13 protein-coding genes are annotated in these 13,967 nt (G+C 69.0%); 7 read left to right on the forward strand and 6 right to left on the reverse strand.

Annotated elements, in window-relative coordinates; genetic code table 11:
• Nucleotides 1-82 precede the first annotated feature (82 nt).
• From NKJ07_RS08955 to NKJ07_RS08975, 5 genes are all read left to right on the forward strand, one after another.
• Nucleotides 83-910 carry a ZIP family metal transporter gene (locus NKJ07_RS08955; protein WP_425504739.1) on the forward strand — a complete coding sequence of 276 codons (828 nt, stop codon included), beginning with the start codon at nucleotides 83-85 and terminating at the stop codon, nucleotides 908-910.
• A 100-nt stretch (nucleotides 911-1,010) separates the two neighbouring features.
• On the forward strand, nucleotides 1,011-1,652 hold the full coding sequence (gene dcd, locus NKJ07_RS08960) for a dCTP deaminase (protein WP_318570241.1): 642 nt from the start codon (nucleotides 1,011-1,013) through the stop codon (nucleotides 1,650-1,652).
• Complete coding sequence (locus NKJ07_RS08965; RefSeq protein ID WP_318570242.1) at nucleotides 1,649-2,554, forward strand: thiamine-phosphate synthase family protein; 906 nt, start codon at nucleotides 1,649-1,651, stop codon at nucleotides 2,552-2,554. The genes dcd and NKJ07_RS08965 overlap by 4 nt, the downstream gene beginning before the upstream one ends.
• A 22-nt stretch (nucleotides 2,555-2,576) precedes the next feature.
• On the forward strand, nucleotides 2,577-3,332 hold the full coding sequence (locus tag NKJ07_RS08970) for a class I SAM-dependent methyltransferase (RefSeq protein ID WP_318570243.1): 756 nt from the start codon (nucleotides 2,577-2,579) through the stop codon (nucleotides 3,330-3,332).
• Between the two features lie 136 nt (nucleotides 3,333-3,468).
• The gene (locus tag NKJ07_RS08975) at nucleotides 3,469-5,061 is read left to right on the forward strand and encodes a 2-oxo acid dehydrogenase subunit E2 (RefSeq protein ID WP_318570244.1); all 1,593 of its coding nucleotides are present in this window, start codon (nucleotides 3,469-3,471) and stop codon (nucleotides 5,059-5,061) included.
• Between the two features lie 9 nt (nucleotides 5,062-5,070).
• Here NKJ07_RS08975 and NKJ07_RS08980 read toward each other — a convergent pair whose 3' ends face one another.
• From NKJ07_RS08980 to NKJ07_RS08995, 4 genes are all read right to left on the reverse strand, one after another.
• A complete protein-coding gene (locus tag NKJ07_RS08980; protein WP_318570245.1) occupies nucleotides 5,071-5,577 on the reverse strand; it encodes a VOC family protein in 507 nt (168 codons plus the stop codon).
• Nucleotides 5,578-5,659: 82 nt separating this feature from the next.
• Nucleotides 5,660-6,658, reverse strand: a complete 999-nt coding sequence (locus NKJ07_RS08985; RefSeq protein ID WP_318570246.1) for an NAD(+)/NADH kinase — start codon at nucleotides 6,656-6,658, stop codon at nucleotides 5,660-5,662.
• Nucleotides 6,659-7,669: an alpha-ketoacid dehydrogenase subunit beta gene (locus tag NKJ07_RS08990; protein WP_318570247.1), complete on the reverse strand. Its 1,011-nt coding sequence runs from the start codon at nucleotides 7,667-7,669 to the stop codon at nucleotides 6,659-6,661.
• Nucleotides 7,669-8,700, reverse strand: a complete 1,032-nt coding sequence (locus NKJ07_RS08995) for a thiamine pyrophosphate-dependent dehydrogenase E1 component subunit alpha (protein WP_318570248.1) — start codon at nucleotides 8,698-8,700, stop codon at nucleotides 7,669-7,671. Before NKJ07_RS08995 ends, NKJ07_RS08990 begins: the two co-directional genes overlap by 1 nt.
• A gap of 218 nt (nucleotides 8,701-8,918) precedes the next feature.
• Between NKJ07_RS08995 and NKJ07_RS09000 the strand changes: the two genes are divergently transcribed.
• Nucleotides 8,919-9,947, forward strand: a complete 1,029-nt coding sequence (locus NKJ07_RS09000) for a glutathione S-transferase family protein (protein ID WP_318570249.1) — start codon at nucleotides 8,919-8,921, stop codon at nucleotides 9,945-9,947.
• Nucleotides 9,948-10,073: 126 nt separating this feature from the next.
• Here NKJ07_RS09000 and purL read toward each other — a convergent pair whose 3' ends face one another.
• Entirely contained in the window at nucleotides 10,074-12,194 is a 2,121-nt protein-coding gene (gene purL, locus NKJ07_RS09005) for a phosphoribosylformylglycinamidine synthase subunit PurL (RefSeq protein WP_318570250.1), read from the reverse strand.
• Nucleotides 12,195-12,331: 137 nt separating this feature from the next.
• Here purL and NKJ07_RS09010 point away from each other — a divergent pair, with 137 nt between their 5' ends.
• The gene (locus NKJ07_RS09010; protein ID WP_318570251.1) at nucleotides 12,332-13,210 is read left to right on the forward strand and encodes a halocarboxylic acid dehydrogenase DehI family protein; all 879 of its coding nucleotides are present in this window, start codon (nucleotides 12,332-12,334) and stop codon (nucleotides 13,208-13,210) included.
• On the opposite strand, the gene NKJ07_RS09015 is transcribed toward NKJ07_RS09010, so the two are convergent.
• The gene (locus NKJ07_RS09015) at nucleotides 13,197-13,844 is read right to left on the reverse strand and encodes a helix-turn-helix domain-containing protein (protein ID WP_318570252.1); all 648 of its coding nucleotides are present in this window, start codon (nucleotides 13,842-13,844) and stop codon (nucleotides 13,197-13,199) included. The two genes, NKJ07_RS09010 and NKJ07_RS09015, sit on opposite strands and share 14 nt — an antisense overlap.
• Between the last annotated feature and the right edge of the window lie 123 nt (nucleotides 13,845-13,967).

Below are 13,967 nucleotides of genomic sequence, written 5' to 3' on the forward strand. Positions count from 1 at the left end.
CGACCGTGTACCCCGGCCGTGAGACGATGCGTTCCGACAACGGGAGTCGTGAGACGGTGAGTTCCACCACGAGGTGGCGCGCGTGGTAGCCGACAGCTTCACCGCGCTGTTCGGGTCCGATCCGATCGTGCACGGGCTCGTCGGCGGCCTCGTCATCGCCTCGCTCAACCTCCTCGGCGCGATGCTGGTGTTCGTCTGGCGGGACCCCTCCGAGCGAGCGATGGACGGCGCGCTGGGCTTCGCCGCGGGCGTGATGCTCGCGGCGAGTTTCACCAGCCTGATCATCCCCGGCATCGAGACGTACTCGAACGGTAACCCCGTCCCCGTCCTGGTCGGCGTCGCCCTCGGCGCGGCCTTTCTTGACCGGTCGGACGTGCTCGTGCCGCACGCGCACTACCTGCTCTCGGGGCGACGGCGAACCGACGCCGCGAACCCCGGAAGCGACCTCCCCGTCGACGACGACCGGCTCGCCGGCGTCGTGCTGTTCATCCTGGCGATCACGCTCCACAACATGCCCGAAGGGCTCGCGGTCGGCGTGGGGTTCGGCAGCGGCGACCTCGCGACGGCGATTCCGCTGATGCTCGCGATCGGCATTCAGAACATCCCCGAGGGGTTCGCGGTCTCCGTCGCGGCGATCAACGCCGGCCTCGACAGGCGGTTTTACGCCGTGTTCGCGGGAGTTCGCTCGGGCGTCGTCGAGATCCCCCTAGCCGTGCTCGGCGCGTACGCCGTCCAGACCGTCTCGGCGCTCCTCCCGTACGCGATGGGATTTGCCGCCGGGGCGATGCTGTTCGTCATCATGGACGAGATCGTCCCGGAGACGCATATAAAGGGCCACGAGCGCGTCGCGACCATCGGGACGATCCTCGGCGCGATCGTGATGCTGTATCTCGACATCTCGCTCGGATGATCGGAGTCGGAGTCGTGGGTCGAAGCGACGTGAGCTGGACGTCTCGCCACTGCCGGCACGGAGACTAAAGACTAAAGCCGCCCGCGGAGTGCCTCCCTGTATGATTCTGTCGGACACGGACCTCCTCGCACGGTTGCGCGGCGGCGATCTCGTCGTCGAACCGCTCGACGATCCCGACCTGCAGGTCCAGCCCGCGAGCATCGACGTCCGACTCGGCCGGGAGTTCCTCGAGTTCCAGCGCGCGAACATCCCCTGTATCCACCCCAACAGCGAGGCCGAGGTCGACGAGTACGTCTCCGAGACGATCGTCGACGAGGGCAACGAGTTCATCCTCCACCCCGGCGACTTCGTTCTCGGGACGACGAAAGAACGGGTCGAGGTGCCGCCCGACCTCGTCGCGCAGGTCGAGGGGCGCTCGTCGCTCGGGCGGTTGGCCGTGGTAGTTCACGCCACTGCCGGATTTATTGATCCTGGATTCAGAGGGAAAATAACCCTCGAACTCTCGAACCTCGGGACGGCCCCCGTGGCGCTCACGCCCGGGATGCGCATCTCCCAGCTCGTCTTCACCGAGATGAAGAGCCCGGCGACGCGGCCGTACGGCACCGAGCGGGGGTCGAAGTACCAGGACCAGACCGGGCCACAGGCGTCACGGATCGGGGGCGACGACGAGTTCCACGGGCGTCAGGGCGGCCCTTCGCGCGACCGCGACACCGTCGACGAGGAGGCGGACACCGGCCGATGAAGTTCATCGAGGAGGTCGTCGTCGAGGAGTTCCTCCCGACGTTCCGTTCGATGCTCGCCGAGGACCTGCGTGAGAGAGGCCTGACCCAGAGCGAGGTGGCCTCGGCGCTGGGCATCAGCCAGAGCGCCGTCTCGAAGTACGCCCACGGCGACGTGGCGCGCAACGAGCGGATCGCCGCCGACGAGCGCGTCCACGACCTGGTCGAACGCGTCGGCGCGGGGCTGGCTAGCGGGGACATGACCCGGGTGCAGGCGCTCGTCGAGAGCGAGGTGCTCGTCCGTCGGCTGGAGGCCGGCGACCTCCTCGCGGACCTCCACGAGGCGGCGATGCCGGAGCTCGCGGCGGTCGACCACGCCCGGATCCACGACCCCGACAGCGCCGTTCGGGCGACAGAGCGGGTCCGTTCGTCGGTCCGGAGGGGAGTCCGCAGTCTCACCAACGCCTCGGGCTTCTCGTCGCTGATCCCCAACGTCGGCGCGAACCTGGTCGAGTGTCTCCCCGAGGCGACGACCATCGACGACGTCGCCGCCGTCCCCGGTCGCATCTTCGACGTGAAGGGGCGAGCGACGGTTCCGGGCGACCCCGAGTTCGGCGTGAGCGAGTACGTCGCGTCGGTCCTCCTGGCCGCGCGCGAGCACGCGCCAGCGCGAGCCGCGGTGAACGTCCGGTACGAGCCGGGGCTCGTCGACGACCTCCGCGCGGCCGGCCATGCCTGCGTCGAGTTCGCTCCCGAGGACGACGGCGAGATCGGCGGCGTCCACGCCGCGCTCGACGGCCTCGACGAGGAGCTCTCGGGAGTGTTCGTCCTCTACCAGACCGGCGGGTACGGCATCGAACCGATCACGTACGTCCTCGGCCCGGACGCCCCCACGGTGGCCGAGACCGTCCGGACGCTCCTGTGACCATGACCGACGACACGTCCCCGTGACCGTGACCGACCGCACCACCCGTGAGCGAGCCCTGACCGACGGCGGCGTCGCCACGACGCAGGCGTTTTACACCCGGTGGGCCCGGCTGTACGACGCCGTCGCGCGGCGGACGCCGGGCGTCGGCGGGCTCCGCGAACGCGCGGCCGACCGCCTCGCGCCCGAAGCGGGCGACGTGGTCGTCGATATGGGCTGTGGCACCGGCGCGAACCTGCCGTACTTCCGCACGCGGGTCGGCACCACGGGACGGGTGCTCGGCGTCGACTTCACGCCTGGCGTCCTCGGCATCGCGCGCGACCGCCTCGCCGACCTCGACGGCGTCGGCGTCGTCCGCGGCGACGCCACCCGCCCGCCCGTCCGCGAGGCCGACGCCGTGTTCGCCTCGTTCGTCTCGGGCATGCTCGCGGAGCCCGCACACGCGGTGCGGACGTGGGCCGACATCGTCGGACCGGGCGGGCGGCTCGGCCTCCTCGATCTCGCGCGGAGCACCCGGCCCGTCGGTCGTCCGCTCAACGACCTCTTCGGGCTGGTCGTCCGTGGCACCTCGCCGCCGGGGACGCGCTCGCGACTCGACGAGGCCCCCGCGGCAGTGCTCGATCGACGGGTCGTCGCCGCCCACCGCGCGCTCTTCGAGCTCTGTGAGGAGGTCGAACACGAGACGCACGCGCTGGGCTACGCGCGGTTGAGCGTCGGCACCGTCGCCGACACCGACCCCGCGTCCGACACGGACCACGCCGATGTGCGGCGACCGTGACGCCACACCGATGAGTTCGCTGACGTGATTTTCGTGGCCGTCGACCGCGCAACCGGCCGGTTTTCGCCGACGGACAGGTGCTGGTTTTTTAATCGGCTCCGTCGTGTGTACGTCCGCCATGGGCTACGTTGTGAAAATGCCGAAGCTGGGAATGGACATGGATCAGGGCACCATCGTCGAGTGGCTTGTCGACGAGGGCGACGAGGTGGAGTCGGGTCAGGTTGTCGCCGAGATCGAGTCGGAGAAGACGACCGGTGAGATTAAAGTCCGCGAGGACGGCGTGCTCCGGGCGATCCTCCTCGACACGGGCGACAGCGTCGAGCCGGGCGGCGACGTCGCGGTCGTCGGCGGCCCTGACGAGGACATCTCCGATCTCGTCTCCGGCGCGGGCGGCGAAGCGACCGCCGAACCGGAGGCCGCCGCCGAGGCGTCCGCGGACGACAACTCGTCACCCGCGGAGGCGAGTCTCGACGGCCCCTCGGCGGTCTCCGAAAGCGGGTCGGGCGGAGGTGCGAGCGCCGAGTCGGTGAAAGCGACACCGCGAGCCAAGAAACGCGCCGAGGAACTCGACGTCGACCTGACGACCGTCGAGGGGACAGGGCCGCAAGGATCCGTCTCCGAGGAGGACGTCGAGGCCGCCGCGGAAGGCGGCGAGGGCGCGGCCGCGGGGTCGGTGAAAGCGACGCCGCGAGCCAAGAAACGCGCCGAGGAACTCGGCGTCGACCTCGCGGGCGTCAAGGGGACTGGACCGCAGGGTGCGGTTTCGGAGGAGGACGTCGAGGCCGCCGCGGAGACCGCTGCCGAACCCGCCGCTGAACCCGACGCGGAGTCGGCAGCCGAGACCGGCGGGGAAGGCCGGGTCTTCGCCCCGCCGCGGGTCCGGCGTCTCGCCCGGGAACTGGGCGTCGACCTCGAAACCGTCGAGGGGTCGGGGCCGAGCGGTGCCATCACGGAGGCGGACGTCCGTGCGGTCGGGAACGGCGAGGCTGCCGACGCGGAGGCGGCGACGGAGACGGCTGACGACACCGGCACGCGGGACGAGGAGCGCCCCCTGAGCGGGATGCGCCGCACCATCGCCAACCGTCTCGGGCAGAGCGACCGCGAAGCGGTCCACGTCACGGAACACCGCGGGGCCGACGCCGAGGAGATGCTGGCCGCGGCCGACGCCGCGAACGACGCCCTCGGGGTGAAAGTGAGCGTCAACGACGTCCTCCTGCTCGCGCTCTCGGCGGCGCTCGACGAGCACCCGGCGTTCAACGCCACGTTCGAAGAGGACGTCCACCGACTCCACCGGACGCAGGACATCTGTCTCGCCATCGACATCGACGAGGGGCTCATCGCCCCCGTCGTGCGGAACGTGGGCGAACTCTCCCTGGTCGAACTCGCCGAGAAGCGCCGCGCCATGACGGAAAAAGCGCTCTCCGGGGACTACACGATGGAGGACCTCTCGGGCGGGACGTTCACCGTCTCGAACCTCGGCGTCCTGGGCGTGGAGTCGTTCGATCCGGTCATCAACCCGCCGCAGGTGGCGATCCTCGGCGTGAACACGATCAAGAAGGAGGTGGTGCCAGTCGGGGACGACGAGGTCGGCGTCCGCAAGCGTATCTCCTTCGACCTCTCGTTCGACCACCGGATCGTCGACGGGGCGGACGCGGCGCGGTTCCTGAACTCGCTCGTGGAACACGTCGAAAACCCCTGGCCGCTCGTCATCGGCGCGAACGGGCGCTGAGTCGCTGCGCTACTCGGGGTACGTCCGGTCCGGATCGGGCATCGCCTCGAGGTTCGTCGCCGTCTCGAAGGTCACGCCGTTCAGCTGTTCTTGGGTGTCGAAGTACCAGTACGGCGTCTCGCCGTAGACGCCGCTCTGGAGGACGGGCATGCCGGCGTCCTCGAACGTCTCGACGACGGCCTCGGTGTCGTCGAACGCGAAGCAGGCGACGTGGTGGAGTCCCTCGCCGTGTTCGTCGAGGTGTTCGGTGTAGATACTCGGTCCCTCCAGCGGTTCGATGAGTTCGATCATCGTGTCGCCGGCGAACGTCAGCGCGAGGATCATCGAGTAGTCGTGCGGCTCCCCTCTGTACGTCGTGTCGGTCAGCGTCGGCGGCTCGAACCGGTAGACGTCCCACGGCCCGAGGCCGAGGAGCCCGCCGAAGCGGTCCATGCCGTCGTCGATATCCCTGACGACGAATGCGATCTGGGTAATCTCGGGGATCTCGATACCGAGGTCTGGAACTGTCGGATCCATACCCGTCGTTCGCCGTCGAGGGGGATATACTTCTACGCAAACATAACGGTAATTCAGGAACGTGTGACGGTCGGCGGCGAGCTCAGTGCCGCCGGAAGTAGCCGTCTCGCGCGGCGTGTTCGTACACCGCGTCGATGTCGACCACCCACGGCCCGTCCGCGATGGGCCGCACGTCGATGACGGCCTCCCTGACCTCGAGTTCGCGCTCGCCGTCGACCGAGACGACGCCGCGCGGGAGTTCGAACGTCATCGGCTGGTCGTCGTCCAGTCGTTCCCACTCCCGGACGCCGAGGCGTTCGACGACGCCGGGGACGGTGATCGCGTCGACCTGTTCCGGACAGTCCTCGGCCGCGCCGAGTCGGTAGCCGATCCCGCCCGACCGGTCGGGCGGGTGGACCGCGAGGCCGCCCGCGATGCCCGACAGGCCGATCTCGGTCGGGAAGGCCCGCGAGACGACGCCGCCGACGATCTTCTCGGCGTCGAGGATCGCGCGGGTCCCGATGAACTTGTGATCGAGCAGTCCGAGCGTCGCCAGTCCACGGACGCTGCGTTCGCCGTTCGCCGTGTCCGCGACCGCCTCGACCATCCCGTGTCGGTACGTCGTCTCCGACCGCGGGACCGCCCCCGTCGCCACCAGGCCGGCGGCACCGCCGGCGACGGTTCCGTCGACGGCGTTGGGGAACACGTTGTTCGTCCCGGTCGAGACGCTTACCAGCGGTACGTCACCCGAGGTGTGGGCGACATCTCTGTTCGTTCCGTCTCCGCCGAGGACGACGATCGCGTCCGCCTCGTCGGCGAATATCTCCGCTGCTCGCCTCGAGTCCTGGCCGTCGCCGCCGACGGTCATGTCGAGCAGGCTGATGTCGAGTTCGTCGGGGCCGCGGCTGACGAGTTTCTGGCCGAGGCTCCCGCGGTCGGGCATGACCAGCACCTCGATGTCGTCCGCGAGCGTCAGCCCAGAGAGGACGCACTCGGCGGTCCGACGTTTCTCGTAGTCGTCGCTGACGCTCGCACCGCCGGTGAGGCGGCGGATGTCGCGGCCCGCAGCGGGATTGACGACCAGACCGACTGTCGCGCCCACTCAGACCACGCGGTCGATGGCCGCGCGGACGTCCTCGGCGTGCGGGAGGATCTCCTCTTCGAGCGCGGGACTGAACGGGATGTGCGTGTCCGCGACGCCGACGCGCTGGATGGGCGCGTCGAGGCTGAAGAAGCCCTCCTCCTGGACGCGCGCGACGACCTCTGCGTGGGTCCCGTACGAGAGCGGGCTCTCGTCGGCGACGACGAGGCGGCCCGTCTTCTCGACGCTCTTCAGGAGCGTATCGGTGTCCATCGGGTACAGCGACATGAGGTCGATCACTTCGACGCTCGTCTCGCCCGCCAGTTCCTCGGCGAGGTCGAGCGACTCACCGACCATCCGCTGCGTGGCGACGACGGTCACGTCATCGCCCTCGCGCTCGACGCTCGCGGTGCCGAGTGGGATGGTGTACTCCTCGCTGACCGGGACTTCGCCCTCGTTCTCGTAGATCTGCTTGTTCTCGAAGATGATGACCGGGTCGTCCGAGCGGATCGCGGACTTGGTCAGGCCCTTCGCCGCGTGGGCCGTCCCGGGCGCGACAGCCATGATGCCCGGGAGATGCGCGAACCAGGTATGGATCGTTCCCGAATGCTGGCTGGCCGCACCCATGCCGCCACCCTCGGTGGTCCGGATGGTGACCGGCATCTCGGTCTTCCCGCCGAACATGTAGCGGTTCTTCGCCATCTGGTTGAGGATCTGCTCGGAGCAGACACCCATGAAGTCCGAGAACATGATCTCCACGACGGGGCGGGTGCCGGTCGCGGCCGCACCGACGGCCGCGCCGGTGAACCCGGCCTCGCTGATGGGTGTGTCTCGCACCCGCGTCTCGCCGAACTGTTCGACGAGGTCGCCCGTCACGCCGAGGACGCCGCCGAACGTGCCGACGTCTTCGCCCATGACGTAGACGTCCTCGTCGCGTTCCAGCTCTTCGCGAAGCGCCTGCCGGATCGCCTCACGGACGGTCATCGTCTCGGTGTCTGAGAAGCCCTCGCCGCTTGCGGTGTCTGTGCTCATTATCGCTCACCTCCGTCGGCGCGCATCCGCGCCGCAAAGTCGTTGATCTCGGGGACGTTCGCGTTGAACATGTCCTCGTACGCCTCCGACGGGTCGGGGTAGTCCGCTGCCTTCGCCCGCTCGGCGTGGTCTTCGATCTCGGCCTCGATCTCGTCGCGCATCTCCTCGAACTCGTCTTGGGTGACGGCACCCGCCTCCACCAGGCGGTTCTTGAACGTCTCGATGGCGTCGCGGTCCTTCCAGAGATCGATGTCCTCCTCCGTTCGGTAGGGCTGGTGGTCGCCCTCGAAGTGTCCCTCGTACCGATACGTGTCGGCCTCGATGAACGTCGGTCCCTCGCCGTTTGCCGCGCGCTCGCGGGCCTCCTTCACGGCTTCGTACACCGCAGTGACGTCCATCCCGTCCACGGTGAAGCCGGGGATGTCGTACGCCTCGGCCGTCGCCGACAGATGCTCGACGTTGTGCTGGTCCTCCATCGCCGTCGCCTCGCCGAAGTGGTTGTTCTCGACGACGAACACGGCGGGGAGATCCCACGTCGCCGCGAGGTTGATCCCCTCGTGGACCTGCCCCTGGGCGACGGCACCGTCACCGAAGAACGCCAGCGCGACCTTGTCCTCGCCCTTGTACTGGGCGGTCAGTGCCGCACCGGTCGCCAGCGGTGGACCGGCCCCGACGATGCCGTTCGCGCCGAGCATCCCTGCGTCCACGTCGGCGATGTGCATCGACCCACCCTTGCCGTTGCAGTAGCCGTCTCGCTTGCCGTAGAGCTCGGCCATCATCTTGTACGTGTCGAGCCCTTTCGCGATACAGTGACCGTGCCCACGGTGGGTGCTGGTGATGTAGTCTTGCTCTTCCAGCGCGGAGATCGCCCCGACCCCCACTGCTTCCTCGCCGATGTACAGGTGAACGAACCCTGGGAGTTCGCCGTCGGCGAACAGTTCTCCAGCCTTCGTGTCAAAAGCCCTGATAGTCAACATTCGGCGGAGGATCTCCCGCTGTCCGTCCTCCGTCTCGATGTCTATGGATACCATGCATCCGTAGGGACTCTTCCGACCCTCATAATAGTTCGTACAAATAATAGATATCTGTAAGTAATTGAGGTGTATTAATGCCTGACTGCGCGTTACTACCAGATTATACATCCGACTTATTATTCCGGGCGTACACGAGCGAGCAACGCTTTTCGGTCGCCGTCCCGTTCGATCGCGTATGCAGACCACTTCTGCGGTGAGACGATGGCGGTGAGACGATGAACATGCTCGTCGACGGCGAGTGGCGCGTCGACGCGTACGAATCGACGACCGACGACGGCGAGTTCGACCGTCAAGAAACCGCTTTCCGGGGGTGGGTCGGCGGCGACGGCGTTCGCGAGGGTGCCAACCCGGACCCCGACTCCGCGTTCTCCGTGGAGCCCGGCCGGTACCACCTGTACATCTGTCGGGCCTGCCCGTGGGCACACCGCGCGGCGATGACCCGGGCGCTGAAAGGTCTCGAAGACGTGGTGTCGCTCTCGCTCGTCGAGCCCGTCCGGATCGACGACGGCTGGGAGTTCTCCGAGGAGTACCCCGATCCGCTCTTCGACGAACCGTACCTCCGCGACATCTACACCCGCGCCGACCCCGAGTTCACCGGACGCGTGACGGTGCCCGTCCTCTGGGACAAACAAGAAGAGACGATCGTCAACAACGAGTCCCGCGAGATCATGCGGATGCTGAACGTCGCGTTCGACGACCTGGCGGAGCGGGACGTCGACCTCTGGCCCGGAGAACATCGACAGGAGGTCGAACGGCTCATCGACGAAATCTACGAGCCGATCAACAACGGCGTCTACCGCGCGGGGTTCGCCGGCTCGCAGGCGGCGTACGACCGCGCCGTGAACGAACTGTTCGACGCCCTCGACGAGTACGAGGAGCTCCTCGGCGACCAGCGGTATCTCGCCGGCGACGTCCTCACCGAGGCCGACGTGGCCATGTTCGTGACGCTGGTCCGGTTCGACCACGTCTACCACACCCACTTCAAATGCAACCGCCGGGCGATCCACGAGTACCCGAACCTCTGGAACTACACGAAGGAGCTCTCCCAACTGCCGGGGGTGGCGGAGACGGTGAACGTGCAACACATCGTCGAGCACTACTACCGGAGCCACGGCGACGTGAACCCCTCGCGACTCGTGCCGACCGGGCCGGAGATCGACTTCACCGAGCCACACGACCGCGCTCGCCTCCCCGGCGGCCCGCCCGCCGATCTCGCGGACGCGGCCGCACCCGCGGACGACTGAGCGGTCAAAAGCGAGGCCGAAGGGCGGTCCGATTCTACCGGAGAGCGGTCGAGGCCACGGGCCGTCGGCGCGGTGCGGACGGCGTTGCCAGCACGGCGCGGCAGCCACACCGGAGCGGCCGATCGATCAGTCCAGTTCGCGGACCAGCACGTCCCGGAGCTCGCGGATCGCGTCGTGGTCGTACGTCACCGTCTCGCCGCCGCAGTCGAGCGTCAGCGTCCCGTCCGTGGTCGCCTCGCCGACCGCGGAGACCGCGGCGACGCCCTCGAACCGCGCGCGAACGGCTGCCGGGTCGATCGTCTCGACGACCGCGCGGCCGGGCGTCTCGTCGAACAGCGTTTCGATGGAATCGACGGCCGCAGTGACGCCCGCGTCGGGACCGACCATCTCGGCGAGCGTCACCGCGAGCCCGCCGTGGCTCACGTCGTGGACCGCCAGCGTCGACTCCGCGCTCGCGACCGCCGCGAGCGCGTCGACGACCGCCGCGGGCTCGTCGGGGAGTGCGGGGAACCGGTCGGTCCCGCCCTGCCGTGCGAGGTACTCCGAGCCGCCGAGCGCGTTCCCCGGGTCACCGACGACGAGAAGCGTCCCCTCGCCTGCGACCGAGGCCGGCGGTGCGGCGACGGTGTCCGAGATGCCGACCATCGCGAGCGTCGGCGTCGGCGGGATCGGTCCCGTCGCGGAGTCGTTGTACAGCGAGACGTTCCCGCCGACGACCGGAACCGACAGCGTCCGACACATGTCCGCGAGGCCGTCGACGACGCCCGTGAACCCGCCGTACACGTCGGGCTTCTCGGGGTTGCCGCCGTTGAGGCAGTCGACCGCGGCGAGCGGGCGCGCACCCTTCGCCGCGAGGTTCGTCGCGTTCTCCAGCGCGACGGCGCGCGCGCCCTCGTACGGCGCGGCGCTCGTCCAGTTCGGGTCCGCACCCGCCGAGAGCGCGAGCCCCTTGCCGATCTCCCTGATCGCCAGCAGGGCCGCGTCGTCGCCCGGCCGAACGGCCGTGCGGTTGCCGACCTCGTGGTCGTACTGGCGGTACACCCACCGTTTCGACGCCGTGTTCGGGCTGCCGACGACGGCCTCGACCGCCGCGGCCAGTTCCGCGTCGGGCAGGGACGGCTCGGGCGCCGCCGGCGCGACCGACTCGAGGTCGTTCATCGGCGCGCCGTCGGCCAGGAACTCGGCGGGCACGTCGACGACCCGATCGCCTTCGAAGGTACAGACGTAGTTGCCCTCCGTGACCTCGCCGATGACCGAACAGCCGAGGTCGTATCTGGTCGCCAGTTCGCGGACGCGCTCGACGTCGTCGGGGGCGACCTCGTAACACATCCGCTCCTGAGACTCGGCGAGGAGGATCTCGAGGGCGTTCATGTTCGGCTCGCGCTGGTGGACCCGGTCGAGTTCGATCCGCGCGCCGAAGCCGCCCTTGGCGATCAGTTCCGAGGAGGCACCGCCGAGCCCCGCCGCCCCGAGGTCGCGCGCGGCGCGGACGAGACCCTCGTCGACGAGCGCCTCGTTGCACTCGACGAGGAGCTTCTCCGCGTAGGGGTCGCCGACCTGCACGGCCGGGCGGTCCTCGGTTTCGGCGTCCTCGCTGAGGTCCTCGCTGGCGAAGGAGGCACCGCCGAGGCCGTCTCTCCCCGTCGCGTTGCCGACGAGGACGAGCTTGTTTCCGACGGACTGGGCCTCGGCGGTGACGAGACGCTCGGGCGAGAGCAGGCCGACGCAGGCGACGTTGACCAGGGGGTTGCCCTCGTAGTCGGGGTGGAAACAGACGCTCCCGCCCACCGTTGGAACACCGATACAGTTGCCGTAGTGGCTGATGCCGTCGACCACCCCTTCGAGGAGGTACCGCGAGTGGTCGTGGTCGAAGTCGCCGAAGTACAGCGAGTCGGTGAGCGCGATCGGGTACGCGCCCATCGACAGCGTGTCGCGGACGATGCCGCCGACGCCCGTCGCGGCACCGTCGAACGGGTCGACGTACGAGGGATGGTTGTGGCTCTCGATGCCCAGTGTGATGTACAGGTCGTCGGCGTCGTCGGTGGGGAGTGCGACGACGGCGGCGTCGTCGCCGGGGCCGACGACCACCTGCTCGCCCTCGCTCTCGAACGCCGAGAGCAAGGGCCGAGAGGAGCGGTACGCGCAGTGTTCGCTCCAGAGGTTCTCGAAGAGAGCGGCCTCGGCCGCCGTGGGGGCGCGGCCGAGTTCCCGCTCGACAATCGCGCGGTCCGAATCGCGGAGGCTCATTCACTTCCCTGTCGATCCCGTCCCCATTAATGCGTTTCTGTACGCACGTTCGTGGATACTCTCGGCCGTCGCCGGCCCTCTCGCGATCCACGCACGGGCGGGATCGAGCTATATACCACGGGGCCGTGGCGGGGGACATGCGCTTCGACACCAGCGCCCAGCTGTCCGCGGCCGACGCGACGGGGTGGCGACGGGGCCTCTACGACGACATCCAGGCCACGTTCCGCGCGCCGGTCGTCAACTGGATCTTCCGGACGCTCGCGGCGAACGACACCGAGCTCACCCGATATCTCTGGGGGCAGCTCAAGCCCGTCTTCGAGACGCGGGCGTGCGGTGAGGCGTGTGCCGCCTACCGCGACGCGGTGCTGGAGCCGTTCACCGACGACCGGCCCCGGTACCGCGCCACCGACCTCGGCTGTGCCCCGTGGGCCTGGCGCGAACTCCGCGGCCAGCTCCGGACGTTCGACACCGTCGCCCCGCGGCTGGCGCTCGCGTTCGAGCTGCTCTACCGCTCGCTCCACGACGAGCCGGTCGGGACGGAGCCGCGGACGGACGCCGCCGCGACCGCGCCGCTCCCGGACGGGTTCGACGGCGACCGCGGGCTGGAGCCGACGATGGCGGCGTTCGACGACCCGCCCGCGGCGGTCGCGGAGACGGTCGCGGCGGTGCAGGCGTTCCACGGCTTCGACGAGGGGCTCCCGTCGGTCTACCGCTGTCTGGTCCAGTGGCCGACGGCGTTCACCCGGCTGTGGGACGACGTCGAACCGCTCGTGCGGTCGGGGGCGTTCGAGACGGCGTGTGCGGACGCTCGCGCGGTCGCCGTCGAGTTCGCCGAGTCGACGCCGTACGCGCCGGGCGTGACGCCCGCGGCGCTCGCGGCGGCGGGGTTCGACGGGGAGACGATCACGGCCGTCCGGGCGCTGTTCGACGAGTTCGCACGGGGGCCGGTCGAGACGGTGCTGCCGGCCGTGCCGCTGTTCGCGGCGAGCGTCGGCGCGGGCCTCAGGAAATCGTAGCGTCGGCGAACGCCGCGGTGGGCTCGTCGCGGATGCCGAGCGCGTCCGAGAGGAGCGTCTGTTCGGCCTTGCGGAGGTGTTCGTGGAGCGTCGCCCGAGAGATCCCGAGCTCGGCGGCCAGTTCCTCGCTTTTTACCTCGCGAGGCCACTCGTAGTAGCCCGCCTGGAGCGCGTGCATGACGACCGTGCGCTGGCGCTCGGTGAGTTCCCCCTGTCGGTCGCCCATCTTCTCGAGGCGGCCGAGCGACACCGTCCCGATCTCACGCATGTCGCTGACGATCCGCTTGAAGTCCTCCCGCCGGAAGAAGAGGACGTGGTAAATCCGCTGGCTCCCGGCGACCGTGTTCTGCCGGCGCAACGTGCCGTGGTTCTTGTAGATGGCCGAGTACGCCCCACAGGAGGGCTTCGTCACCAGCAGGTTGTCGTCGTCGAGGCGGGCGACCTCCCTGACGTGGTCGGCGGCGGCGAGGCGGTCGTAGAACTCGTCGGCGTGGTCGCCGGCCCGCATGACGAACGTGACGAGGTCGTTCTGCACCTCCTCGACCTCGATGACGACCGAGTCGTCGGTACCGTCCAGCAGCTCGTTGAGGATACAGTCCGTCCGCTGCTTGAAGTATAAGGTCGCCTGAAACATCTCTCCCCTCTCTGTGACGCGAGTCGCGCGCCAGTATGATAAACGTTTCACATGTACAGCGCTCGACTGTGCTGTTCGAAGGGGGACGATCACCCGGCGGGGTCGACCGCGACCCCCCGCGTG

Origin of the sequence: Salinigranum marinum (assembly GCF_024228675.1) — an archaeon.
Classification (GTDB): domain Archaea; phylum Halobacteriota; class Halobacteria; order Halobacteriales; family Haloferacaceae; genus Salinigranum; species Salinigranum marinum.